Here is a 25,658-nt window from a genome sequence, read left to right on the forward strand (position 1 = left end):
TACGGGTGTTGATCAGTGCGAGTGACGGGGAACGGCGGCGCCTCTGCAGCCGACGAGAAAATCGAAGTCGCAGCCTTCGTCGGCCTGCAGCACATGGTTGACGTAGAGCTTCTGGTAGCCGCCGCCGCGCGTGCTCATCGGCTGCTTGTCGGACGCGGATAGCGAAGCCAGCCGAGAAGCAAGCTCCTCGTCGCTGATGTCCAGATGCAGGCGCCCTGCGTCGCAGTCGAGCTCGATCCAGTCGCCGTCGCGCACGGCCGCGAGCGGGCCGCCGTCCGCCGCTTCAGGTGCAACGTGCAGCACCACCGTGCCGTAGGCCGTGCCGCTCATGCGCGCGTCCGAGATGCGCACCATGTCCTTGATGCCCTGGCGCAGCAGCTTCGGCGGCAGACCCATGTTGCCGACCTCGGCCATGCCGGGGTAGCCCTTGGGGCCGCAGTTCTTCATCACGAGGATGGAGCTGGCATCGACGTCGAGGTTCTCGTCGACGATGCGGTCCTTGTAGTGCTCCAGGTTCTCGAACACCACCGCCTTGCCGCGATGCTTCAGCAGCTCGGGCGACGCGGCCGAGGGCTTGAGCACCGCGCCGCGCGGCGACAGGTTGCCGCGCAGGATGCGGATGCCGCCGTCGGCGATCAGCGGCTTGTCCAGCGGGCGGATGACCTCGTCGTCGAGGCTGGGCGCATCGCGCACGTTGTCCCAGAGCGAATGGCCGTTCACCGTCAGCGCGCCGGGGTGCGGCAGCAGCTTGGCCTCGCCGAGCCGGCGCAGCACCGCCGGCAGGCCGCCCGCGTAATAGAACTCCTCCATCAGGAAGCGCCCCGAGGGCATCAGGTCGACGATGGTCGGCGTGTGGCTGCCGATGCGCGTCCAGTCTTCCAGCTCCAGCTCGACGCCGATGCGCCCCGCGATCGCCTTCAGGTGGATCACGGCGTTGGTCGATCCGCCGATGGCCGCGTTCACGCGAATCGCGTTCTCGAAAGCCTCGCGCGTGAGGATCTTCGACAGCGTGAGCCCTTCCTTCGCCATTTCCACCGCTCGCATGCCCGACATCTGCGCGAGCACGTAGCGCCGCGCATCGACCGCCGGAATCGCCGCGTTGTGCGGCAGCGAGGTGCCCAGCGCCTCGGCCATGCAGGCCATGGTCGAGGCCGTGCCCATGGTGTTGCAGGTACCGGCCGAGCGCGACATGCCGCCTTCGGCCGAAAGGAACTGGTGAAGGTTGATCTCGCCCGCCTTCAGCGACTCGTGCAGCTGCCACACGGCCGTGCCCGAGCCGATGTTCTTGCCTTCGAGCTTGCCGTTGAGCATAGGCCCGCCCGTGACCACGATGGCCGGGATGTCGCAGCTCGCCGCGCCCATCAGCAGCGCAGGCGTGGTCTTGTCGCAGCCGGTGAGCAGCACCACCGCGTCGACCGGGTTGCCGCGAATCGCTTCTTCCACGTCCATGCTCGCGAGGTTGCGCGTGAGCATCGCCGTGGGCCGCAGGTTCGATTCGCCATTCGAGAACACCGGAAACTCCACCGGAAAGCCGCCCGCCTCCGAGATGCCGCGCTTCACGTGCTCGGCGATCTTGCGGAAGTGCGCGTTGCACGGCGTGAGCTCAGACCAGGTGTTGCAGATGCCGATGATCGGCCGGCCGTCGAATTCGTGATCGGGAATGCCCTGGTTCTTCATCCAGCTTCGGTACATGAAGCCGTTCTTGTCGGCAGACCCGAACCATTCGGTCGAGCGCAGTTTCTTCGGAGGGGTGTCCGGCATGCGGGTTGTCCTGAGGGAAAAGATTGAAAGTCAGCGCCGTGGTGCGCGCGAGGTGAAGAAACGCTGCAGCAGGCAGAACACGAAGAGCAGAGCGCCCACGACGATGCGCGTCCACCACGAGCTCAGCGTGCCGTCGAAGGAAATGAGCGTCTGGATGATCCCGAGCATCAGCACGCCGAAGAGCGTGCCCGCCACGTAGCCCACGCCGCCGGTGAGCAGCGTGCCGCCGATCACCACCGCCGCGATGGCGTCGAGCTCCAGCCCCATCGCGTGCAGGCCGTAGCCCGAGAGCATGTAGAAGGTGAAGATCACGCCCGCCAGCGCCGAGCAGAAGCCCGAGAGCGTGTACACGCCGATGAGCGTGCGGCGCACCGGCAGGCCCATCAGGATCGCCGACTGCTCGCTGCCGCCGATGGCGTACACCGCGCGGCCGAACGAAGTGCAGTGCGCGATGAAGATCGCCGCCAGCAGCACCACGATGGCGATCACCGCGCTGATCGACACCGAGGCCTCGCCCCACACCGGGATGCGGATCTGCGAGACCTCCGAGTAGAACTCGTTGGTGATGCTGATCGAGTCAATGCTGATCAGGTAGCAAAGGCCGCGCGCCAGGAACATGCCCGCCAGCGTGACGATGAAGGGCTGCAGCCTGAAGCGCTCGATGAGCACGCCCATGAACGCGCCGAAGGCCGTGCCCATCGCAAGCACCAGCGGAATCACGATACCGGGGCTCCAGCCGTGCTTCTCGACCAGCGAGGCCGACACCATCGTGGTGAGCGCGATCACCGAGCCCACCGACAGGTCGATGCCGCCCGAGAGGATCACGAAGGTCATGCCCACGGCAACGACGATGAGGAAGGCGTTGTCGATCAGCAGGTTGAGGAACACCTGCGCCGAGAAGAAGCCGTCGTAGAAGACCGAACCCAGCGTCGCCACCAGCACGAAGAGCGAGATGGTCGCGACCAGCGGGAGGTACTTCGGGTTGAGTCTTCCGTTGCTCCTGCCGTTCGTACGCCCGGGCGCAGGCTTCGGCGAAGCGGCGCTCTCGATCACCGCGCTCATGGCCGCGCTCCTTCATGCACCGGCCGCTGAACCAGCATTCGCACCTGCGACCTGAACTCCGGCGACTGCAGCAGCATCACCACGAACACCACGCCCGCCTTCACCACGAGGTTGATCTCCGGCGGCACGCCCAGCGAGTAGATCGCGTAGGTCAGCGTCTGGATGATCAGCGCGCCGATCACGCTGCCCACGAGGCTGAAGCGTCCGCCCGTCAGTGCCGTGCCGCCCAGCGTCACCGCGAGGATCGCGTCGAGCTCGATGAGCTGGCCCGCGTTGTTGCCGTCCGCGCTCTTCACGTTGGAGCTGATCAGCAGCCCCGCCACGCCCGCGCAGGCGCCGCAGAACGCATAAGCGCCGACGATCAGCCGCCGCGCCTGCACGCCCGCCACGCGCGCCGCCGTCGGGTTGATGCCCACCGCCTGGACGAACAGCCCCAGCGCCGTGCGCGTGATCGCCAGGTAAAGCAGCGCGAACACCGCCGCCACGATGAACAGCGAGAACGGCAGCCCCAGCAGGTAGCCGCTGCCGAGGAAGAAGAAGGGCTTGTAGTAGATGGTGATGATCTGCCCGTCGGCGATCAGCTGCGCGATGCCGCGCCCCGCCACCATCAGGATCAGCGTCGCGATGATCGGCTGCATGCCCACCTTCGCCACCAGCAGGCCGTTCCACAGCCCGCACACCAGCGCGATGCCGATGGCCGCGAGGATCGCGAGCGGCATCGGAAAGCGGCTCGTGTCGCTGGACACCGAACCGCCGATCATCCAGGCCGCAAGCGCCGCCGCGATGGCCACCACCGCGCCCACCGAGATGTCGATGCCGCGCGTGGCGATCACCAGCGTCATGCCCAGCGACACCAGCACCAGCGGCGCCGCGCGGTTCAGGATGTCGACCAGGCTGCCGTAGAGATGGCCGTCGCGCCATTCGAGATGCAGGAAGCTGGCGTTGAACACGGTGTTCACCGCGAGCAGCAGCACCAGCGTGACGATGGGCCAGGCGAGGCGGTGATGCATCGCCGCCGAGAAAAGGTTCTTCTTCGGGTTCGTCATGCCGCGGCGATCATTTCGCAGACCTCGTCCTCGGTCGAGCCGCCCGGCAGCTCGCCCACCTTCTTCCTGTCGCGCAGCACCACGATGCGATGCGCCACGCGCACCACCTCGCTCATCTCCGAGGAAATGAAGATCACCGCCATGCCGGCCTTCGCGAGTCGCAGGATCTCTTCCATGATCTCCTGCTTGGCCGCCACGTCGATGCCGCGCGTGGGCTCGTCGAGGATCAGCAGGCGCGGCTCGGTCGCGAGCCAGCGCGCGATCATGGCCTTCTGCTGGTTGCCGCCCGACAGCAGGCCGATGGGCGTCTCGACGCTCGCGGTCTTGATGCCCAGCGACGCGACGAACTTCTCCGCCATCGCCGTCTGCTCGGCATGCGAGAGAAAGCGCCTGGTGCCCAGCCGTGCCTGCAAGGCCAGCGCGATGTTCTCGCGCACCGACAGCTCGGCGACGATGCCGTCCGTCTTGCGCTCCTCGGGACACAGCGCCAGGCCTTCGCGGATCGCATCGGCCGGGTTCGAGAAAGAGACGCTGCGGCCGTCGACCTTGAGCACGCCGCGATCCGGCGTCTCCAACCCGAACAGCAGCCGCGCGAGCTCCGTGCGGCCCGCACCGAGCAACCCCGCAATGCCGACGACCTCGCCCGCGCGCACGCGCAGGTCGGTCGCCTGCAGCTGGCCCGCCTGCCCCAGCCCCTCGATCTGCAGCAGCGCGGGCGCGGCCTCGTCGAACGCGGGCAAGGCCGCCGGCCGCGCGGACTGCGCCGCCAGCTCGCGGCCCAGCATCGCGGCGATCAGCGCCTGCGGCCCGAGATCGGCCGCGCGCCACTCGCCGATCCACGCACCGTTGCGCAGCACGGTGATGCGGTCCGACACCGCGTACATCTGGTTGAGGAAGTGCGTCACGAAGACGATGGCCAGCCCCTCGCCGCGCAACCTGCGCAGCACCTCGAACAGCTTCTCCACCTCGTCGTCGTCGAGGCTGGAAGTCGGCTCGTCGAGGATCAGCACCTTCGACGAAACGCCCAGCGCACGCGCAATGGCCACCATCTGCTGCACCGCCACCGAGTAGCTCGACAGCAACCGCGTCACGTCGATGTCGAGGCCGATGCGCGCCAGCAGCTCCTCGGCGCGCCGGTTCACCGCCGCCCAGTCGATGCGAAAGCCCTGCGCCGCGCCCTTGCGCGGATAGCGCCCGGCGAACACGTTCTCCGCCACGGAGAGGTTCGGGCACAGGTTCACTTCCTGGTAGACCGTGCTGATGCCCAGCTTCTGCGCCTCCAGCGGTGAGTGCGGGCGGATCGGCCGGCCTTCGAGCAGCATCTCGCCGCCGCTGGACGGCAGCACGCCCGTCAGCACCTTGATCAGCGTCGACTTGCCCGCGCCGTTCTGCCCCATGAGCGCGTGGATCTCGCCCGGATGCAGGTCGAGCCGCACGTCGCGCAGCACCGGAATGCCGCCGAACTGCTTGTGGATGCCCCTGAGCTGGAGTACGGGGCCGGCGGTGCTTCCGTCTTCTGCCATGTCGTGCCGCTGCCCGTTACTTGTTCTTGTTGTAGACGTCGATGAAAACCGCCGCCAGCAGTACAAGCCCCTTGATGACCTGCTGGTAGTCGATGCCGATGCCCAGGATCGACATGCCGTTGTTCATCACGCCCATGATGAAGGCGCCGATCACCGCGCCCATCACGCGGCCCACGCCGCCCGAAGCGGATGCGCCGCCGATGAAGCAGGCCGCGATCACGTCGAGCTCGAAGCCCAGGCCGGCCTTGGGCGTTGCCGTGTTGAGCCGCGCCGCGAACACCAGGCCCGCCAGCGCCGCCAGCGCGCCCATGTTCACGAAGGTGAGGAAGGCCAGCCGCTGCGTCTTCACGCCCGAAAGCCGCGCCGCCTTCTCGTTGCCGCCCAGCGCATAGATGCGCCGGCCGACGGTGGTGCGGTTGGTGACGAAGTCGTACACCACGATCAGCACCGCCATCACGATCAGCACGTTGGGCAGGCCCTTGTAGGTGGACAGCAGGTAGCTGAAGAACAGGATGATGGCCGCGAAGAACAGGTTCTTCACCAGGAAGAAGGCGTACGGCTCCTGCTCCATGCCGTGCGCTGCCAGCCTGGCACGCCCGCGCAGCTTGAAGAACACCAGCGCCGCCGCGGCCAGCGCGCCGACGATCAGCGAGGTGGTGCGCAAGGTGTCGCCGCCCAGCGGATCGGGAATGAAGCCCGAACTCAGGCGCTGGAACTCCACCGGAAACGGCCCCACCGACTGCCCCGCCAGCAGCGCCAGCGTGAGCCCCTTGAACACCAGCATGCCCGCGAGCGTGACGATGAACGACGGGATCTTGCGGAACGCCACGAACCAGCCCTGCGCCGCGCCGATGACCGCGCCCGCGAGGATGCTCACCAGCGCCGTCGGCACGAAGTGCCAGTCGTACTCCACCATCAGCACCGCAGCCAGCGCGCCGATGAAGCCGCACACCGAGCCCACCGACAGGTCGATGTGGCCCGCCACGATCACCAGCAGCATGCCCAGCGCCATGATGACCACGTAGCTGTTCTGCAGCAGCAGGTTGGTGAGGTTCAGCGGCCGCAGCAGCGTGCCGTCGGTCAGCACCTGGAACAGCACCATGATCGCGACCAGCGAGATCAGCATGCCGTATTCGCGCAGGTTGTTCTTCAGGAAGCCGGCATGCAGCTTCGCCGATGCGCCCTCCGCCGCGGGAACGGCGGCTTTCACCGCGTTGACTTCAGGCTGCGACATGAACGGAACTCCCTGAACTCACGATGGCGTGCATGATGCGCTCCTGCGAAGCTTGCGCAGCCGGAAACTCGGCGACGAAGCGCCCCTCGTTCATCACGTAGATGCGGTCGCACATGCCGAGCAGCTCCGGCAGTTCCGAAGAAATCATGAGAATGCCCTTGCCCTCGCCGGCAAGCCTGTCGATGATGGTGTAGATCTCGTACTTGGCGCCCACGTCGATGCCGCGCGTGGGCTCGTCGAGGATCAGCAGTTCGGGCTTCGTGAAGAGCCACTTGCTCAGCACCACCTTCTGCTGGTTGCCGCCTGAAAGGTTGACCACCAGCTGCTCGATGCCCGAGCAGCGGATGTTGAGCGCCTTGCGGTACTCATTGGCCACCTTGAACTCGCGCCCGTTGTCGATCACCGACCTGTCGGCGATCGCATCCAGGTTCGCGAGGCTGATGTTCTTGCGGATGTCTTCCTCGAGCACCAGCCCGAGGCCCTTGCGGTCTTCGGTGACATAGGCGATGCCGTGGTCGATGGCCTTGCGCACCGTGCTCACGTCCACCTGCTTGCCATGCATGAACACCGAGCCGCTGATGCGCTGGCCGTAGGAGCGGCCGAAGACGCTCATGGCCAGTTCGGTGCGGCCCGCGCCCATGAGGCCCGCGATGCCGACGATCTCGCCCTGGCGCACGTTCAGGCTCACGCCCTTGATCTGCTCCCGATCGGCGTGCAGCGCGTGGTGCACGCGCCAGTCGCGCACCTCGAACACGGTCTCGCCGATCTTCGGGTCGCGCTGCGGGTAGCGGTGCGCCATGTCGCGCCCGACCATGCCGCGGATGATGCGGTCCTCGCTGATGGGCTGGCCGCGGCAGTCCATGGTCTCCACCGTCGCGCCGTCGCGCAGCACGGTGATGGAGTCGGCCACCTTGGCGATCTCGTTGAGCTTGTGCGAGATGAGGATCGAAGCGATACCCTGGCGCTTGAGTTCCAGCAGCAGCATCAGCAGCGCGTCGCTGTCGTTCTCGTTGAGGCTGGCGGTGGGCTCGTCGAGGATCAGCAGCTTCACCTCCTTGGCCAGCGCCTTCGCTATTTCCACCAGCTGCTGCTTGCCCACGCCCAGGTCGGTCACCAGCGTGGTCGGCGGCTCCTTCAGGCCCACCTTGGCGAGCAGCTCGCGCGTCCTCGCATAGGCGGCGAACCAGTCGATCACGCCGCCGCTGGCGATCTCGTTGCCCAGGAAGATGTTCTCCGCGATGGACAGCAGCGGCACCAGCGCCAGCTCCTGGTGGATGATGATGATGCCGAGCTTCTCGCTGTCGGCGATGCCCCTGAAGCGGCGCTCCTCGCCCTCGAAGAAGATCTCGCCGGTGTACGAGTCGCACGGGTAGACGCCGCTCAGCACTTTCATGAGCGTCGACTTGCCCGCGCCGTTCTCGCCGACCACCGCGTGGATCTCCCCCGCGCGCACGCTGAGGTTGACGTTGCTCAGCGCCTTCACGCCGGGAAACGTCTTGGTGATGCCGCGCATCTCGAGGATGGCGGCATCGGCTGTGCGACCGTCGACGCTCACTTGATCTGGCTTTCCTTGTAGTAGCCGCTGTCGACCAGCACCGTCTTCCAGTTCGACGCGTCCACGCTCACCGGCTTGAGCAGGTACGAAGGCACGACCTTGATGCCGTTGTTGTAGGTCTTGGTGTCGTTCACTTCGGGCGTCTTGCCCGAGAGCATCGCGTCCACCATGGACACCGTCACCTTGGCCAGCTCGCGCGTGTCCTTGAACACGGTAGAGCTCTGCTCCTTGCGCAGGATCGACTTCACCGACGGGATCTCCGCGTCCTGCCCCGACACCACCGGCATCGGCTGCGAGCCCGAGCCGTAGCCCACGCCCTTGAGCGAGGACAGGATGCCGATCGAAAGCCCGTCGTACGGCGACAGCACCGCGTCGACGCGGTCCTTGGTGTAGAAGGCCGACAGCAGGTTGTCCATGCGCGCCTGCGCCACCGCGCCGTCCCAGCGCAGCGTGCCGACCTTGTCCATGCCCATCTGCTTGCTGCGCACCACCAGCTTGCCGCTCTTGATGTAGGGGTCGAGCACCGACATCGCGCCGTTGTAGAAGAAGAAGGCGTTGTTGTCGTCGGGCGAGCCGCCGAAGAGTTCGATGTTGAACGGGCCCTTGCCGCTCTTCAGCCCCAGCGCCGACTCGATCGACTGCGCCTGCAGCACGCCGACCTGGAAGTTGTCGAAGGTGGCGTAGTAATCGACGTTCTTCGAGCCCTTGATGAGGCGGTCGTACGCGATGACCTTCACGCCCTTGTCGGCGGCCTTCTGCAGCACGTCGGACAGCGTGGTGCCGTCGATGGCCGCGATGACCAGCACCTTGGAGCCCTTGGTCACCATGTTCTCGATCTGCGCGAGCTGGTTCGGGATGTCGTCGTCCGCGTACTGCAGGTCGGTCTTGTAGCCCTTGTCCTTGAAGTACTTGACCATGTTGGCGCCGTCGGCGATCCAGCGCGCCGACGACTTGGTGGGCATGGAGATGGCGATCAGGCCCTTGTCCTGCGCATTGGCCAACGGCGTGAAGCCGACCACGGCCAGTGCGATGCCCGCGAGCGATGCCTTGAGGAAGTTGCGTTTCATGATGGGTGTGGGCTCTCAGTACTTGCGATTGGGAAACTCTTTGGCGGCAACTTCCATGGGGAAGATGCTCTCGACCGTCACGATGCGCTTGGGCAGCGTCTTGCCGTCCTTGATGTCCTTCACGGCCTGCATCAGCTGGGGCCCGAGCAGCGGGCTGCACTCGACCGACACGTTGAGCTTGCCGGCGATCATTGCCTCGAAGGCACCCTTCACGCCGTCGATGGAGATGATCACGATGTCCTTCGCCGGCTTCAGGCCCGCTTCCTCGATGGCCTGGATCGCGCCGATGGCCATGTCGTCGTTGTGCGCGTAGAGCACATTGATCTTCTTGCCCTCGGCCTTCAGGAAGGCTTCCATCACCTCCTTGCCCTTGGCGCGCGTGAAGTCGCCGGTCTGCGAGCGGATGATCTTGAACTTCGGGTCGGCCTTGATGATTTCCTCGAAGCCCTTCTTGCGGTCGATGGCAGGCGCCGAGCCCACGGTGCCCTGCAGCTCGACGATGTTCACCTCGCCCTTCTGGTCCTTCATCTTCTCGACCAGCCAGCGGCCGGCCTTGCGGCCTTCCTCGGTGAAGTCGGAGCCCATGAAGGTCACGTAGAGCGAGTCGTCCTTGGTGTTGACGGAGCGGTCCGTCAGCACCACCGGGATCTTCGCGGCCTTGGCCTCGCGCAGCACGGTCTCCCAGCCCGACTCGACCACGGGCGAGAAGGCGATCACGTCGACCTTCTGCGCGATGTACGAGCGGATGGCCTTGATCTGGTTTTCCTGCTTCTGCTGCGCGTCGGAGAACTTCAGCTCGATGCCAGCCTCCTTGGCGGAAGACTTGATCGACTCGGTGTTGGCGGTGCGCCATTCGCTCTCCGCGCCCACCTGCGCGAAGCCGAGCACGAGTTTCTTCTGCGCGAGCACGGAGGCGGGCAGCAGTCCGCCGAGCGCGGCTGCGGCCAGGGCGGTGTTGAGGGTGCGGCGATTCATGGTCATGGGATGTCTCCTTCTTGATGATTCCGAGGATTTGCCGGTTGGCGTTGGCGGTTGACGTGCTGAAACCCCGTCCGGTCAGGCCAGCATGTAGCCGGTCTTCACCGTCGTGTAGAACTCCGCGGCGTGGCGCCCTTGTTCGCGCGGCCCGTAGCCCGACCCCTTGCGGCCGCCGAAGGGCACGTGAAAGTCCACCCCCGCGGTCGGCAGATTGACCATCGTCATGCCGACCACGGCATGGCGCCTGAAATGCATCGCGTGCTTCAGCGAATTGGTGCAGATGCCCGCGCACAGGCCGAAGGGCGTGTCGTTGCACAGCGCCAGCGCCTCGTCGTAGTCGTCGGCACGCAGCACGCAGGCCAGCGGCCCGAAGATCTCCTCGCGCGCGATGCGGTGCGAGGGCTTGGCGAGGAACAGCGCGGGGCTGATGTAGTGGCCGGCGGTGGCGCGCTCCAGCGCCTCGCCGCCCCACACGTGCTCGGCGCCCTCTTCGCGCGCCACGTCGACCCACGCGAGGTCCTGCGCGAGGCGCTCTTCGTCGACCACCGGGCCGATGTCGACGCCGCGCTCCAGCGCGTGGCCGATCTTCAGCGTCTTCAGGCGCTGGCGCAGCTTCGCCACGAAGGCGTCGTGCACCGCCGATTCCACGATGAGCCGGCTCGACGCGGTGCAGCGCTGGCCGGCGGAGAAGTAGGCGCCCTGCACCGCGCAGTCGACGGCGCGGTCGAGGTCGGCATCGGCCAGCACCACCAGCGCGTTCTTGCCGCCCGTCTCCAGCTGCACCTTGGCGCGCCGCGCGGCCGCCGCCTGCAGGATGCGCTCGCCGTTCGCCATCGAGCCCGTGAAGCTCAGCGCATCGACCAGCGGGCTGTCGACCAGCGCCTGCCCCACCTCGCGGCCGCTGCCCATCACGAGGTTGAAGGCACCGGCCGGCAGCGCGGCGCGGCTGATGATCTCGGCCAGCGCCCAGCCGCAGGCCGACACCAGCTCGGCCGGCTTGAACACCACGCTGTTGCCGTGGGCCAGCGCGGGAGCGATCTTCCACGCAGGAACGACGAAAGGCGAGTTCCACGGCGTGATGAGCCCCACCACGCCGACCGGTTCGCGCGTGACGTCGACCTGCACGCCCGCGCGCACCGAGGCCACGTTCTCGCCACCGCCGCCGCGCAGCGCTTCGCCCGCGAAGAACTTGAAGATCTGGCCGGAGCGGGCCACTTCGGCCACCGCCTCGGCCAGCGTCTTGCCCTCCTCGCGCGCCAGCAGCAGGCCCAGGTCGTCCTTGCGTGCGAGCAGCTCGGTGCCGATGCGGTCGAGCACGTCGGCGCGCCGCTGCGGCGTGCTGTGGCTCCAGTGGGGAAAGGCCTCGGTGGCGGCGCGGATGGCCGCTTCGGCCTGGCGGCGATCGGCACGTGCGTACTCGGCCACCACTTCACTGGTGTCCGAGGGATTGGCGCTCACACCGGTGGTCGCGCTGGTTTCCCAGCGGCCGTTGATGTAGAGCCGCACGTTCTGATGGATCTCGCCATGGATCACCGGGGCGTGGACCTTGTCTCTGTTGTTCTTGAAGTGCCGGCAGTCTATGTATAGATTTGATATCGATCCAATCGTTTTTTAAGCAAAATGGATATCGATCGCCGGATTCTGGAAAACCCGATCAGTCCTTTGTTTCAAGCTCCAGAGACATGACCAACTACAACCACTGGTTCATCCGCGCCCGCCTCAAGACCCGCCAGCTGCTGCTGCTCGTGGCCCTGGCCGAGGAGGGCAACATCCATCGCGCGGCGCAGGTGCTCAACATGACGCAGCCGGCCGCGTCCAAGCTGCTGAAGGACCTGGAGGACGTGCTGGAGGTGCCGCTGTTCGAGCGCCTGCCGCGCGGCATGCGGGCGACCTGGTACGGCGAGACCATGATCCGCCACGCCCGCGTGGCGCTCGCGAGCCTGAACCAGGCGCACGACGAGCTCACCGCGCTCAAGGCAGGCCGCTTCGGCCAGGTGAGCGTGGGCGCCATCACCGCGCCCGGCCTCACGCTGATGCCGCCGGCCGTGGCGATGGTGAAGCGCGAGCAGCCCGACCTGCGCGTGTCGCTGGAGATCGAGACCAGCCCGGTGCTGATCGAGCGGCTGGAGCAGGGCAAGCTCGACATCCTCGTGGCGCGCCTGTTCGCCGAGCACGACAAGTCGCAGCTGCGCTACGAAGCCCTGAGCGAGGAGCCCGTGTGTGCGCTGGTGCGCCCCGGCCATCCGCTGCTGGGCGTAAGCGGCCTCACGCTGCGCGACGTGGTGAGCGCCGGCTGGATCGTGCCGCCCGCGGGCAGCGTGCTGCGCCACCGCTTCGAGCTGATGTTCCAGGAGGAAGGCCTCGCGCCGCCGAGCAACACCATCGAGAGCTCGGCCCTGCTCTTCATCACGCGCATGCTGCAGCAGAGCGACATGGTGGCGGTGCTGGCGACCGACGTGGCGCGCTACTACGCGTCGCACGGCATCGTGTCGCTGCTGCCGCTGGACATGCCCTGCCACATGGACGCCTTCGGCATCATCACGCGCACCGACCGGCTGCTGTCGCCGGCGGCGAAGGTGATGATGAAGGCGCTGAAGACCGCGAGCATGAGCGTCTACGGACGCAAGCTCGAGATCGACTGACCGGATCGATCCGTGGACCTGGTCAGGTCCAGCCGGCGTCGACGGTGAACTCCTGCGCGGTGCACATCTTCGCGTCGTCGGAAGCGAGGAACAGCACCATGCGCGCGATGTCTTCCGGCATCAGCTTGTCGGGCAGGCACTGGTTGCGCTTGAGCGCCTGCTCGCCCTCATCGTCGAGCCACAGCTTCACCTGCCGCTCGGTCATCACCCAGCCGGGAGAAACGGTGTTGATGCGGATGCGGTCGCGGCCCAGTTCCACCGCGAGCCCGCGCGTGAGGCCGTTCACCGACGACTTGGCGATCGCGTAGCAGGGATAGCCCGAGCCCTTGGTCTGCCAGCCCGTGGAGCCCAGGTTGACCACCGAGCCGAAGCCCAGTCGCTTCATGCCCGGCACCACCGACTGGATCGCGAAGAGCGCGGGCCGCTCGTTGATGGCCATGCGGTTGTCGTAGTAGTCGGGCGTGACCGATTCGAGCGTGTGGCGGTCGTCGCTGGCCACGTTGTTGACCAGCACCGCGAAGTCGCCGAGTTCGGCGGCGGCATCGGCAATGGCCTTCTGCAGCGAGGCGATGTCGCGCACGTCGCAGGCGCGCCACCACGGCGCCGCATGGCCGGCCTCTTCGATCTGCCGTGCGAGTGCCGCGCTGGCGCCCTCGGCGATGTCGACGAAGGCCACGCGCGCGCCCTGGGCCGCGAAGGCGGACACGATGGCCGCGCCGATGCCGCTGCCGCCGCCCGTGACGAACACCGTGCGGCCCGCCAGGCTGGGATGGATGGAAAGCTGGGGGGAATTCAAGAAAAGTCTCCGGAGTGCCCTGCATCTGACATTGCAATATGCATATCGATCAATGCATGGATTTTTAATTTCCGTTATCAATATGCCTTGATACGATCCGCCGCGTCAAGAAGACACTTGAACAGGAAACAAGACCAATGAGCAAAGAGACAAGCCCCGTTCCCTCTCCCCTCTCCTCCCCTGCCGTCATCGGCGAAGCCGAATGCATCTGGCCCGCCGGCGCCAACCTCGGCGAAGGCACGATGTGGTCGCAGCGCGAGCAGGCGCTGTACTGGATCGACATCCTCACGCCGCGCCTCTTCCGCTACGACCCCGCCACCGGCGCGCAGCGCACCTGGACCTTCGACGAGGAGATCACCGCCATCGCCGAGCGCGCCTCGGCACCGGGCCTCTTCATCACGCTGCGCCGCGGCTTCGCGCTGTTCGACACCACCGCGCCCGGCAACGAAGCGAAGCCGCGCTACCTGCACCAGCCCGAGCCCGAGCGCACCGGCAACCGCTTCAACGACGGCAAGTGCGATGCCCGCGGCCGCTTCTGGGCCGGCAGCATGGACTTCGACTGCAAGGCGCCCACCGGCGCGCTCTACCGCTACGACGCCGATGGCCGCTGCACGAAGCACGACGACGGCTTCGAGGTGACCAACGGCCCGACCTGGTCGGCCGACGGCCGCACCATGTATTTCAACAACACGGTGCTCGACAACCTGTATGCCTACGACTTCGACATGGAAGCCGGCACCGTGTCGAACCGCCGCGTATGGCACCGCTTCCCCAAGCCCGACGGACTGCCGGACGGCATGACCACCGACGCCGCCGGCCGGCTCTGGATCGCGCACTGGGGAGGCTCCTGCGTCACCTGCCACGACCCGGTGAGCGCGGCCGAGTTGTGCCGCATCGCGATACCCGCGAGCCACGTCACCGACTGCGCCTTCGGCGACGCCGACCTGCGCACGCTCTACATCACGACCGCGCGCAACAGCCTCACGCCCGAGCAGCAGGCCGCCGAGCCGCTGGCCGGAGGGCTCTTCAGGGTGCGCGTCGACAGCCCCGGCGTGCCGGCGGCGCTGTTCGCGGGCTAAATCCCACGGCCGTCGAGGGACGTAGCGCCCGCAAGTGCGCAGGATGCGCGCAGTTGTCGGACATTCGGACTTTCTGACGCCGATGGCCATGCTGAACTTCTCGACCGACGACATCCACCCGCGGGACCGCTTCGACCACTGGTGCGAGGTTCGCGGGCGGCACATGTTCGGCGTCACGATCGAGCTGCCGCGCGAGCGCCGGCCCGATTTCCAGGGCCGCTTCCACGCCATTCCGGTCGGCGGCGCGACTGTCTCGAACATGAGCGCCTCGTCCTATCAGATCAGCCGCACCCGCGCCGACATCGCGCGGGTCGCCAGCCAGAGCCTGTGCATCGGCCTGCAGGTGCGCGGGCCGGGGCTGATGAACACCGACCGGGCTTCCGGCCTGCAGATACGCGAGGGCGACCTCGTCGTCAATCACTCCGACCTGCCCTACGCCGGCACGCCGGTGCGCACCGACGGCTTCGACTTCCGGATGATGCGGATCCCGCTGACGCCCGAGCTGCTGCTCGGCGCGCGGGCCGACGACCTGTTCGCCGAACCCCTGGACCGCGCCGCGCCCTTCCTGCGGCCGCTGATGGCGCAGTTCCAGGCGCTCACGCGGCACCCGGCGGACATCCCTGGCGCCGAGACCGAAGTCGCCCACGCCGCCCGGCTGGCGCTGCTGGCGCGCGGGCGCCTGGCACCGGGCCTGCCGGAAAGCCGCGCCGCGCTGCGCTCGGGCTTCCTGCATGCGGCGCGCGAGATCCTGGCGCGCGACCTGCGGCTGCCCGAGCTTTCGCCGGCCAGGGTTGCCCGCGAACTGGGCATCTCGCTGCGCCAGGTGCACGTGCTGTTCGAGCCCACGGGGCTGTCCTTCGCGCGCACGCTCACGTCCATGCGGCTCGCCGACGCCTCCAGGATGCTGGCCGAGGCGCCGGAGCGTTCCGTCACCGACATCGCCTATCTCTGCGGCTTCGACAGCATCGCCACCTTCTACCGGGTGTTCCGCGCGGCCTACGCCATGACGCCGCGCGACGCGCGGGCGGCGGCGCAGGGCGGGTGACGCCTTCGGCACCGTACTTTCGAAAACAGAAGTACCAATAAATAGGGGCGCCTGCGCGCATTGAGAAGACGGGCGAGGCGCCTTCGCGAATCATCCGCGGCATGTATCTGCATCCCCTGACAGCCGGCCTGCCGGCGGCGGAGCGGGAGGCGCTCGCCCGCCAGAGCCAGCTTCGCTACTTCAAGCGCAACCAGACCGTGCTGCGCATCGACGAGCCCACGGACAGCATCTACTGCGTAGCCAGCGGCCTGCTGCGGGTGGCCGCGCCGGGGCGCGACCCCGACGCGGAGTTCACGAGCGAGTTCATCCGCCGGGACGATTTCTTCTTCGACCTGTCGATCCGGGAAGACCGCTACACCTCGTCCCAGGCGCTGGTGGCGGCGCTGCCTTCATCGGTGTATCTCGTGCCCATCCGCGCCATGCGCGAGCTGTGCGTGAGGCATCCCGCCGTCGCGATGGCGCTGCTGGGCCTGGCCATGAAGCGCATGAGCATGCTGCGCGGCCAGATGCGGCGCGTGACGACGCTGCCCTCCGAAGACCTGGTGCGCCGCGTGCTCTACCAGCTCACGGAGCTGGCGCCGGCTCCCGCGGGCGGCTATGACAAGCGGATCTCGCAGTCGCTGATCGCCTCGTACTCGGGCCTCTCTCGCGAGGTGGTCAACAAGACGATGCGCGACATGGAAAGCCGCGGCCTGCTGCGGCGCGACGGCGAGGCCGTGCACGTGTCGCCAGAATTCGCGGCGACCGACTTCGGCACCCTGCCGGAAGACTCAGCCGGCGATGCCGAAGCGATGCTCGGTCGCGCCGCGGAAAACCTCGGACGGCCGCAGCACTGTTGAAGGAAAGTCCGGCCGGTTCGGCGAATCGGGGAAGTGCTGCGTTTCGAGGCACAGCCCGTCGCCCTGCCGCAGGCTCGCGCCCGCGCTGCCCAGCAGGCTGCCGTCGAGGAAGTTGCCCGAATAGAACTGCACGCCCGGCTCGCTGGTGTGCACTTCCATCACGCGGCCCGAGGCCTCGTGCTCCAGCCGCGCCGCGAGCGCCAGCCCCTGCTGCGCCGGATCGCGGTCGAGCACCCAGTTGTGGTCGTAGCCGTGCGCGCGCAGCAGCTGCTCGTGGCCTTCGCGGATGCGCTCGCCGATGCGCGTCGCCGCGCGAAAGTCGAAGGGCGTGCCCGCCACCTCGGCGATGCCCAGCGGGATCAGCGTCGCGTCCACCGGGCAGTAGCGGCTTGCGGCGAGGGTCAATCGGTGGTCCATCACCGAACCGCTGCCCGCGAGGTTGAAGTAGTCGTGATGGCTCAGGTTCAGCACCGTGGGCCTGTCGGTGGTGGCGCTGTAGTCGATGCGCCATGTGTTCGCCTCCGTGCCCAGCGTGTAGCGCACCACCAGCCGTACCTCTCCCGGGTAGCCCTCTTCCCCGTCGGCGCTGGTGTAGCTCAGTTCGATGGCGATGGCGTCGTCGCCGGCTTGCCGGGCCGGCACCGGCGCGATCTCCCAGTAGCGCTTGCCGAAACCCGTCGCTCCGCCGTGCAGCGAGTTCGGCCCGTTGTTAAGCCCCAGCTGGTACGCCTTGCCGTCGAGCGTGAAGCGCCCGCCCGCGATGCGGTTGGCGTAGCGCCCGACGATGGTGCCCAGGTGCGGATGCGGCCCGAGGTAGTCGGCCAGCGTGGGCAGGCCCAGCACGATGTTCGCGCTGTGCCCATGACGATCGGGCACGCGCAGCGCGGTGACGATGCCGCCGAGGTTGATGGCACTCAGGCTCAGGCCCAGGCCGTTGTCGAGCATGTATTCGGTGACCGCGCGGCCGTCGGGCATGCGGCCGAACTCGCGCGAGGTGATGCTGTTGCCGTGGCTGATGCTCATGTGTCTCCTGTGGTTCAGGGGAACAGCGCCTCGCGCGCGCACTGCGAGGCGGTGCGCAGCGCGATGCGGTCCTTGAGGTCGTGAAAGTCGGGCGGCTCGGCCGCATGGGTGCGCAGCTCGATGCGGTGGCCGGCTTTCGTCACCGCGTCGGCAAAGCGCTCCTGCAGCACGAAAGGCGTGTTGCGGTCCTCGCGGTTGCCGATCAGCACGATGCGCCGCGACGGATCGCGCGCGATGCCGCCCACGTGGTCGAGCGGGTCGTAGAACTGCGTGCTGCCGGTGGTGTCGGTGCGGCCGTCCTTCGAGCGGCCCAGCATGCGCGCGCGCTCCAGCAGGCCGTAGGCACCCGAAGTGAGCACCGCGCAGGCCACGCGCGTGCGCCCCATCGTGAGCAGCGCGGCGCCCGCTGTGGCGCCGCCGCTGTGGCCGACGATCACGATGCGCTGCAGCCGGTGGCGCTGCATGAGCGCGTCGAGCGCGGCATCGAGCGCGTGGAACTCCACCAGCTGGCGGCGCTTGCGGTGGTCGCCCGACGAGCCGTAGGTGCCGGGCCGTGCCATGAAGATCCACGGCACGCCCGCGCGGTCGCGGCTGCGCTGCGCGTCGAGCGTGCGCAGTTCGTCGGTGTTCTCGGGAATGCGCGTGGGCGCCTGGTCCATCACGCCGTCGCGGTCGCCCGAGAACTGCACGATGGCGATGCGCGCCCCGTCGATGTCGTCGCTCGCGAAATAGCGGATGCAGGACGGTCCCTCTACGGCCTGCACCCACAGGAAGCCGTTGCGGTCGGGGCAGCGGCTGCGGTCGGCGGGCTGGTTCCAGTACAGCACCTCGTCGTTTCCGGCGGCGAAGAGGCGGGGCACGTCCGGCCCCGTGCGCTGCGCGCAAGCCGCCTGCGCCAGCGCGAGCAGAACGAGCGCGCCGCGCGCGCAACGGCGAAGGAAGGCCGGCGTCGTCATAGCCGCTGCAGCAGCCCGGGGATGCTGCCGAAGTCGGAACGGTCGCGGTCGCCCTTCACCAGCACGAGGTCGCCGTCGCGCAGGAAGGTGCCGAGGTAGTTGGCGAGCTGCACGGCATCGTCGAAGTGCGGGCCGAGCAGCTCGGCGGGCATTTCCTCGCGCAGCCAGCGCATCTCGGCGCCGTGCGTCACGAGGTGCTGGATGCCCGAGGCCAGCAGCGGCTCGGCCAGGCCGCGGTGCATGGCCTCGGCGTCCTTGTCGAGGTTGACGATGCGCCCCAGCACACCGATCTTGCGCAGCACCGGGCCGGCATCGGCACGCTGCCAGGTGCGCACGAACTCCATGGCGTTGCGCATCGACATGACCTCCGCGTTCCAGCTGTCGTCGATCAGCGTGGCCTGCACGCCGCCCAGCGTGCGCAGCGCGCGCACCTGCATCACCGAGGCCGGCAGGCGCACATGCGGCATGCGCGCGCAGGCGGCCTCGCCGTCGAAGCCCATGGCCAGCAGCGCCGCGAAGGCGAGCACCGAATTGCGCACCAGCCCCGCGCTCTCGACCGGGAACAGGTACTCGTGCGTTCGCCCCGGCACGGCAACGCGCACACGGCAGCCGCCGCCGGGCTCGGGCCGGGCGTCGAGCATGCGCACGTTGGCGTCGGGCCCGCTGCCCACCACCCAGATCGCGCCGGCCGTGCGCGCGGCCGCCTCCACCACCTGGCGCAGGCAGGGAATGTGATCGGGCACGATCGCCACGCCGCCGGGCTCCAGCCCGAGAAAGATGCGCGACTTGTATTGAGCCGTGAGCTCCAGCGTCGGCGCCTGCCGCGTCTGCGAGAGCCCCACCTCCGTGAGGATGGCCACATGCGGCCGGGCCATCAGCGAGATGGGGCCCCGGTCCATCCACAGGCCGCTCTGCGCCATTTCGAGGATGCACACGTCCACGTCGGGCCCGAGGTTCGCCAGCGTGGCCGGCACGCCGACGCGCGAGTTGTAGTTGTAGACGGTGGTGTGAACGCGCGCGCGCTCCGGCAGCAGGTCGCGCAACATAGCGATGGTGGACGACTTGCCCACCGTGCCGGTCACGCCGACCACCAGGCCCTTGAAGCGCGCCCGCGCGGCCTCGCCCATTGCGAGCATCGCGCGAATCGGATCATCGGCCTGCAGCAGCGGAAAGGCCGGATCGAGCCCCTCCACCGTGCGGGCCACGACGGCGCCGGCCAGCGTGAACTGCAGGCGGGGCAGCTCGAGATGGCGGTCCCAGTTGTCGGAGCCTGGCTTGCTGTAGCTCTCGTGAACGGCCAGCGTGCGGTAGTCGGAAGCGACGAAAAGAGACGGCTGCGGCAGCACGCCCATGTGCACCGGGCCGCGCACCACCGAGTTGGCGTACCAGCCCGCCGGCGGCTCGACCAGCCAGTGCCCGCCGGTGGCCCGCTGCACCTCCTCGGCGGTCCACACGGGCGCGGGGTGCGCAGCCGCGCCGTGCCGGTCGGCCGAGAGCACGGGCGCGGGACGTTCGGGCAGGGGCGCGGGCAGTTCCGGTACGCGCAGGCCGCACCAGAACGGCAGGCGGCGCGGAGGCGGCAGGTCGGGAAGATCGCCGCGCACGCTCACCTCGAGCTGCAGCACGTCGCTTTCCAGCAGCCCCGCGCGCGGCGGCCTCAGGCCGTAGCGGTCGCGGTAGATGCGGCCGGGCTCCCAGCGGCTGGTGGGCCACATCCAGTCGCAGGGGTCGTGGTCCATGCCCTCGCCCCACGGCGGCATGCGGCTGCTGCGCATCGGCATCGCGCGGAAGCCCACGCGCAGGTCGGCGGCGACGGGCTCGTCGACGGACCAGAACGACTCGACCCACAGCAGGCGGCGCCCGACGATCTGCTTCGGCGTGCAGCGCAGGCCCACGAGGCGCAGCGGGCCGATCTGCAGCGGCGCGATGCGCGCGTCGTCGGGCACGGCGTCGACCAGCCATTCGGGCCTTGGCGCGGACAGCGCAGCGATGACCGGCGCGGGCTGCTGTGCTGGCGCAGCAGCGTCTGTGGTGCCGGCCTGGAACGCCTGCCGGTCCGGTGGCGACAGCCTCGCGACGCAACGGCCGCCAGGCAGCGGAACCATCTCGGTACCGAGCGCGCGGCATTGCGCGGCGAAGCGCTCGCCGAGCGCCTGCGCCTCGTCGCCCTCGAGTTGCCGCGAGAAACCGAAGCCGACGCCGATGGGCGTGAACGTCACCTCCTCCACGCCGCGCGGGCTCAGCGCCAGCGTGAAGACGCCGGAGTCGCCGAAGTCGTTGCGCACCGAGTCGAACAGCAGGTCGCCCGCGTCGTGCAGGATCGGCCGGCCGCGATGGAGCTCGATGCCCTGCAGCACGTGCGCCGAGGTGCCGAGCACCGCGTCCGCGCCGGCGTCGACGATGGCGTGGCCGACGGCGATCTCGGCCTGCGTGGGCTCGGTTTCGAGATTGGCGCCCCAATGCACCGCCACCAGCACCACGTCGGCCTCGCGGCGCGCGGCCTCGATGCGCGGCGTGAGCGTGGCAGTCCATGCGGCGGGATCGTCGAGCGGAAGCCAGGCCGCACCCGCGCGCGCCGCCGTCGCGGCGAAGCTCGGCTGCGTGGCGTCGAGCGAGAACAGCGCCACGCGCACGCCGCCCGCGCGGCGGAAGGCCGGGCGCAGCGCGGCCTCGGGCGTGCGGCCGGTGCCCGCATGGGCGATGCCCGCGACCTGCAGCAGGGCCTGCTGCTCCATGAGCGCCTCGGGGCCGTAGTCGCCGCTGTGGTTGTTGGCGGTGGCGACCATGCCGATGCCGGCCTCGGTCAGCACCGCGAGCATCTCGGGGCGCGCGCGATAGTAGTAAGGGCCGGCCTCGCCCTTGTCCACGCCCTGCTCGCCCACGGTGGCGACCACGCATTCGAGATTCGCGATGCGAAGGTCGGCCTCGCGCAGCGCGGCGATGTCGCCGAGCATCCTGTGCGCGCCGCCGAGCTCCTTCAACCGGTAGTGCTGGCGGCGCGCGAGGTTCACGTCGCCGCCCCATGCGACGGTGCCGGTGCCCGCCGCGCGGCCCTCGTTCTCCTTCAGCATGCGGTGGTAGGCCACGTAGCCGGAGAGGTAGTGCTCCACGTCGTCGATGCGCACGCGGAAGCTGTGGTGCTTGATGAAGAAGGAGCCGGCGATGCGCGCGGGGTTGCGGAAGAACATCGCCAGCTCGGGCCAGAAGTGGCCGTTGGCGAGGTAGCGCGCGCGGTACTCCAGCGCGCGGTCGAACCTGTCGCGGTCGAGCCCTTCCAGCAGCGGGCGCAACTCGGGGTCGGCCTCCAGCCGCAGCACCATGTCGCGCGCGGCCATCATCAGCTCAAGCAGCGTGGGAAAGGTGGTGATGCGTTCCAGCACGAAGTCGAGATAGCCCGACACGTTCTGCAGGCCGAACCGGTAGTAGCGCAGCTCGGGCCGGTAGCGAGTGAGCTCGTTGACGCAGTAGCTCAGCCAATGGTCGTGCGCGCGCCAGTGCTCGGCCGCGATGAAGTGCTCGAAGGCCTTCTCGACGACCGCGAGCCAGCGCTCGTCGCGCGTGAGGCCGTACAGGCGCATCAGCCCGAAGGCCGCCTCGCCGTCGTAGTAGATGACGCGAAACCTGTCCTTCACGTCGAGCGCGGGCGCATTGAGCACGTGCACGAAGCTGCCCGTCTCCGGGTCCTGCATGTGGCGGATGCCCAGCGCGAGCTGCTCCAGCAGCGGCAGGTATTGCTCGTCGCCCGTGAGCTCGGTGTACTTGACCAGCGCGAGCAGGCACACGGCATTGCCGCCGAGCTTGATCTCGCTGCCGATGTCCAGCAGGTAGGCCGCGCGCGTGCCGTCGGGCAGGTTGGCCGGGCGGATCAGCGTGCCGGTGAGGAAGGCCAGCGAGCGGTCGATGGCGGCCTTGAGCGCGTCGTTGCGCGTGAGCTCCCACGCCTCGAGCATCGCGTAGGTCGAGCTCGCGTGGCGCAGCGTGTTGTAGGTGGGGATGGTGCGGTCGAAGCAGGGAAACCAGCCGTAGTGGAATTCGCCCGTGGGCTTGACCTGTTCGGCGAGGTAGTTGCCCGCGTCGTCGATCAGTGCGTGCACCTGCTGTGCGTTCCATTCACGCAGCTCGCGAAAGCCTGCCGCCTGCCCTTCGGCGGTGACCGGCCATGCGCCCTTCGCGTCGACGTAGACCGCCCGCGTCGTGAAGCACCAGACGGGCGCGGCATCGTCCGCCGGAAAGTTGAGCTCGCGGCCGAAGCGCCGCTTGGTGTGCAGGCGCAGGTTGCCGGCGTTGGGCTCGGCATGGTCCACGTCGCCGTTGTAGAGGATCGCGCTGCCGTGCATCTCCTGCGCGAGCAGCGCGAACTCGAAGCGCGCGTCGAAGGCGATGCCCTCGTTGAAGTAGTTGCGCTTGGTCTGCGCGAGCCTCGCCTTCAGCTCGCCCCAGCTCATGGGCACGACCTTGTCGACCACTTCGGCGCGCAGGCGCTGCGGCTGCTGCGCGGCTCGCCTGGCCTGCGTGGTGACGGCATCGGCGGCGGCGCGCCATGCGGCTTCGATGTCGCCGCCGCGGCCCGAGGCCACGCGGGCCCGGCTGCCGCTGTCGCCGATGGCGAAGAAGACCACGCAACCCGCCTCGCCGGTGGCAGGCGCCGTGGCGGGCAGAACACCCGCCGGGTCCGCCAGGGCCTGCCTGGCGCGGTTCAACAGATCTGCAAGAGGATTCTTCTGGTCTTGATTCATGCAGCCGCGAATGATGACAGGCCACGGCGCGGCCCGCCATCCCGTCAATCCATGGAATTTGCTCGCAGCCTGACGACTGGCTGACCTGCTACAGCCGCAGCAGCTCCACGCGCCTGTTCTTCGCGCGTCCGTCCTCGCTGGTGTTGGGCGCCACCGGCTCCTTCGAGCCCGCGCCGCGCGAGCTGAAGCGCCGCGCATCGAGCCCCGTCTTCGCGAGCGCCGCGATGACCGCCACGCTGCGGCGCCGCGACAGGTCGGCGTTGTGTCCTTCCTCGCCCTGCGCGTCGGTGTGGCCCACCACCTGCACGCGCAGCTGCGGGTTGTTGCGCATGAGCTTGGCGATCTCGTCGAGCGTGGCTTGCGAGTCGGGCTTGATGTTGTCCTTGTCGAGATCGAAGTGGATGCCGTAGAGGTTGACGCGGCCGCTCTCGGCAAGGCTCTTCTGCATGGCCGTGGCATCGACGAAGACGATCTTGCCGGTCTCCATGGCCTTGGCCTCGACCACCTTCACGAAGGCGAAGTTGCCGCGGAAGTTGCCTTCGGCCAGCGCGATGCTGGCGTACACCTTGCCGCCGTTCGGGCTGTCGTACTGGGCCAGCAGGTAGCGACCGCCGGTGCCGAAATAGGTGCTCACGTAGTTGCGGCCCAGGCCGATCATGGGCCACTCGGGCGTGTCGACCGCATCGGCCAGCGCGGAGACGTCGGTGTTGGGGCCGCTGCGGTCCGGGTCCTTCCTGTAGCAGCTGCCGTCGTTGCTAGCGCAGGAGAACAGCATCTGGAAGCCCTTGGCCTTCAGGCTGGCCTCGTAGTTGCGCTGCACCTCGAGCAGCGAGCGGCCTTCAGGCAGGTGGTAGTAGTAGAGCGATACCTTGCCCGCCACCTGCAACCGGTTGGGCACGGGCCTGGGGTCGCCCCAGGTCTGGATGGGTTCGCGGATGAGTCCGACCTCGTCGTAGTTCTTGCTCTGGAAGGCATCCATCACGGAGCCTTCGTAGCGGCCGACCAGCGGGTGGTCTTTCGCGGGCTCTGCTGCCGACGAAAAAGCAGCGGCCGCGAGCAGTGCGGCGCCAGCCAGGAGTTGTTGCCAGCGCAAGCCTGCGACGAGGCGAAGCGCGGAGATCGAATGAGCCATGTGGTTGTCCGTTTTCCAGGCGAATAGCGCCTCGGGTGAGGCGCGCATCGAAGGTATCGGCGGCTCGGTGGGCGGGCAATACGCCGTTCGATATGCCTGTTAAGAAGAAGCTCCTAAGAACGATCGCGAGATGGCGCAACTAGCACCAACGCGTGGTGTGTCGCCGGCTTCTTCGCGTACCGGTTTCAGGCCCAGGCTTCCATCACGGCACTGCGCACCGCATCGACCGCTACGGCCCTCCTGTCCTCCGCCGGCGCAACCCAGCAAAGCCATGTGTGCGAGCGCCACCCTTTCCAGATCGCGAGCTCGCCGTTGCGCTCGCCCTGCTCCGCCTGGTCGAGCCGCATCAGCCCCGCGCCCATGCCGCTCGCGACCATGCTGCGGATGGCGCTCTCGCCGTCGGCCGTGCGGCCCTGTCGGTATTCGCGGCCCGCGCCGGCGAAGAGCTTCTCGAGATGCACGCGCAGGATGCACGAAGGCGGCGTGCCGACCCACGGCAGGTTCGTGAGTTCGTCGAGCGAGAGGTCGGGATGCGCCTCGGCCACCGGAGGCGGCAGCGTCACCACGAGATCGACGACGCCGAGCCGGTGCAGCTCCAGCCCTTCGATGCGCTCGCCGTCGCTGAGCACATAGGCGCAGTCGAGATCGCCGCGCTGCACGGCGGAAAGCGTTTCGTACGAGAGGCCCTGCCTGAGCTGCAGCGCGACCTGAGGATGCCGCTCCGCCAGCTTCACCAGCACCTCGCCCAGCCGCAGCGCCACCGGATCGACCACCGTGCCGAAGCGCACCACGCCCTGCGCCGCGCCCCGCAGCTGGTCGGCCGCCGAGCGCATGCGCATCGCCGAGGCCAGCGTGCGCTCGGCCTCCTCGAGCAGGCCGGTGCCGGCCTCGGTGAGCGACATGCCGCGCGGCGTGCGCTCGAACAGCTTCACGCCGAGCTCGTCTTCCAGCGCCTTGAGCTGGGCACTCACCGCCGGCGCGCTGGTGAACACGCGCTCGGCGGCCCGCGTGAGGCTGCCTTCGCGCGCGATGGCGACGAAGGTCTTCAGTTGGTAGAGCTCCATGGGAACGGATTGTGAGCTTCGGGGCCGGACCGGTCCGTTCGCTTTTTTGGAGCCCCCTGTCCAAAGAAGCGAATGGCATTCGGAGCGTCGGGCGCCCATCCTCGGGACATCGATTCATCG

The 25,658-nt window shown here is 68.3% G+C and carries 19 protein-coding genes; 4 read left to right on the plus strand and 15 right to left on the minus strand.

Features of this window, described 5'->3' with window-relative positions; translation table 11 throughout:
- Positions 1–12: 12 nt before the first annotated feature.
- The 9 genes from BMY35_RS08025 to BMY35_RS08065 form a co-directional block, all read right to left on the minus strand.
- Positions 13–1,761, minus strand: coding sequence for an IlvD/Edd family dehydratase (locus tag BMY35_RS08025; protein WP_093196711.1), 1,749 nt, complete (start codon positions 1,759–1,761; stop codon positions 13–15).
- A gap of 30 nt (positions 1,762–1,791) precedes the next feature.
- The gene (gene yjfF / locus BMY35_RS08030) at positions 1,792–2,823 is read right to left on the minus strand and encodes a galactofuranose ABC transporter, permease protein YjfF (protein WP_093196713.1); all 1,032 of its coding nucleotides are present in this window, start codon (positions 2,821–2,823) and stop codon (positions 1,792–1,794) included.
- Entirely contained in the window at positions 2,820–3,869 is a 1,050-nt protein-coding gene (locus BMY35_RS08035) for an ABC transporter permease (protein ID WP_093196716.1), read from the minus strand. The genes yjfF and BMY35_RS08035 overlap by 4 nt, the downstream gene beginning before the upstream one ends.
- The gene (locus BMY35_RS08040; protein ID WP_093196719.1) at positions 3,866–5,392 is read right to left on the minus strand and encodes a sugar ABC transporter ATP-binding protein; all 1,527 of its coding nucleotides are present in this window, start codon (positions 5,390–5,392) and stop codon (positions 3,866–3,868) included. The genes BMY35_RS08035 and BMY35_RS08040 overlap by 4 nt, the downstream gene beginning before the upstream one ends.
- A gap of 16 nt (positions 5,393–5,408) precedes the next feature.
- A complete protein-coding gene (mmsB, locus tag BMY35_RS08045; protein ID WP_093196721.1) occupies positions 5,409–6,626 on the minus strand; it encodes a multiple monosaccharide ABC transporter permease in 1,218 nt (405 codons plus the stop codon).
- The gene (gene mmsA / locus BMY35_RS08050; RefSeq protein ID WP_093197227.1) at positions 6,613–8,139 is read right to left on the minus strand and encodes a multiple monosaccharide ABC transporter ATP-binding protein; all 1,527 of its coding nucleotides are present in this window, start codon (positions 8,137–8,139) and stop codon (positions 6,613–6,615) included. Before mmsA ends, mmsB begins: the two co-directional genes overlap by 14 nt.
- A 38-nt stretch (positions 8,140–8,177) precedes the next feature.
- Positions 8,178–9,248, minus strand: coding sequence for a multiple monosaccharide ABC transporter substrate-binding protein (gene chvE / locus BMY35_RS08055; protein ID WP_093196723.1), 1,071 nt, complete (start codon positions 9,246–9,248; stop codon positions 8,178–8,180).
- A gap of 15 nt (positions 9,249–9,263) precedes the next feature.
- Entirely contained in the window at positions 9,264–10,229 is a 966-nt protein-coding gene (locus BMY35_RS08060; protein WP_093196725.1) for an ABC transporter substrate-binding protein, read from the minus strand.
- A gap of 75 nt (positions 10,230–10,304) precedes the next feature.
- The gene (locus tag BMY35_RS08065; protein ID WP_093196727.1) at positions 10,305–11,759 is read right to left on the minus strand and encodes an aldehyde dehydrogenase family protein; all 1,455 of its coding nucleotides are present in this window, start codon (positions 11,757–11,759) and stop codon (positions 10,305–10,307) included.
- A gap of 149 nt (positions 11,760–11,908) precedes the next feature.
- Between BMY35_RS08065 and BMY35_RS08070 the strand changes: the two genes are divergently transcribed.
- Positions 11,909–12,868 carry a LysR family transcriptional regulator gene (locus BMY35_RS08070; RefSeq protein WP_093196729.1) on the plus strand — a complete coding sequence of 320 codons (960 nt, stop codon included), beginning with the start codon at positions 11,909–11,911 and terminating at the stop codon, positions 12,866–12,868.
- Between the two features lie 22 nt (positions 12,869–12,890).
- On the opposite strand, the gene BMY35_RS08075 is transcribed toward BMY35_RS08070, so the two are convergent.
- Positions 12,891–13,664 carry an SDR family NAD(P)-dependent oxidoreductase gene (locus tag BMY35_RS08075; protein ID WP_093196731.1) on the minus strand — a complete coding sequence of 258 codons (774 nt, stop codon included), beginning with the start codon at positions 13,662–13,664 and terminating at the stop codon, positions 12,891–12,893.
- A gap of 137 nt (positions 13,665–13,801) precedes the next feature.
- On the opposite strand from BMY35_RS08075, the gene BMY35_RS08080 reads away from it, so the two are divergent.
- From BMY35_RS08080 to BMY35_RS08090, 3 genes are all read left to right on the plus strand, one after another.
- Entirely contained in the window at positions 13,802–14,743 is a 942-nt protein-coding gene (locus tag BMY35_RS08080) for an SMP-30/gluconolactonase/LRE family protein (RefSeq protein ID WP_093196733.1), read from the plus strand.
- An 82-nt stretch (positions 14,744–14,825) separates the two neighbouring features.
- Positions 14,826–15,788, plus strand: coding sequence for an AraC family transcriptional regulator (locus BMY35_RS08085; protein WP_256228261.1), 963 nt, complete (start codon positions 14,826–14,828; stop codon positions 15,786–15,788).
- Positions 15,789–15,889: 101 nt separating this feature from the next.
- A complete protein-coding gene (locus BMY35_RS08090) occupies positions 15,890–16,627 on the plus strand; it encodes a Crp/Fnr family transcriptional regulator (RefSeq protein ID WP_093196735.1) in 738 nt (245 codons plus the stop codon).
- On the opposite strand, the gene BMY35_RS08095 is transcribed toward BMY35_RS08090, so the two are convergent.
- The 5 genes from BMY35_RS08095 to BMY35_RS08115 form a co-directional block, all read right to left on the minus strand.
- The gene (locus BMY35_RS08095) at positions 16,559–17,650 is read right to left on the minus strand and encodes an aldose epimerase family protein (protein WP_093196737.1); all 1,092 of its coding nucleotides are present in this window, start codon (positions 17,648–17,650) and stop codon (positions 16,559–16,561) included. The genes BMY35_RS08090 and BMY35_RS08095 overlap by 69 nt on opposite strands.
- 14 nt (positions 17,651–17,664) lie before the next feature.
- The gene (locus tag BMY35_RS08100; RefSeq protein ID WP_093196739.1) at positions 17,665–18,606 is read right to left on the minus strand and encodes an alpha/beta hydrolase family protein; all 942 of its coding nucleotides are present in this window, start codon (positions 18,604–18,606) and stop codon (positions 17,665–17,667) included.
- Positions 18,603–23,342, minus strand: coding sequence for a CapA family protein (locus tag BMY35_RS08105; protein WP_093196741.1), 4,740 nt, complete (start codon positions 23,340–23,342; stop codon positions 18,603–18,605). The genes BMY35_RS08100 and BMY35_RS08105 overlap by 4 nt, the downstream gene beginning before the upstream one ends.
- A gap of 88 nt (positions 23,343–23,430) precedes the next feature.
- Positions 23,431–24,474, minus strand: coding sequence for an OmpA family protein (locus tag BMY35_RS08110; protein WP_093196743.1), 1,044 nt, complete (start codon positions 24,472–24,474; stop codon positions 23,431–23,433).
- A gap of 185 nt (positions 24,475–24,659) precedes the next feature.
- Positions 24,660–25,538: a LysR family transcriptional regulator gene (locus tag BMY35_RS08115; RefSeq protein WP_093196745.1), complete on the minus strand. Its 879-nt coding sequence runs from the start codon at positions 25,536–25,538 to the stop codon at positions 24,660–24,662.
- Positions 25,539–25,658: the final 120 nt, after the last annotated feature.

Source organism: Variovorax sp. YR750 (assembly GCF_900109805.1).
In the GTDB taxonomy this organism is placed as follows: Bacteria; Pseudomonadota; Gammaproteobacteria; order Burkholderiales; family Burkholderiaceae_C; genus Variovorax; species Variovorax gossypii.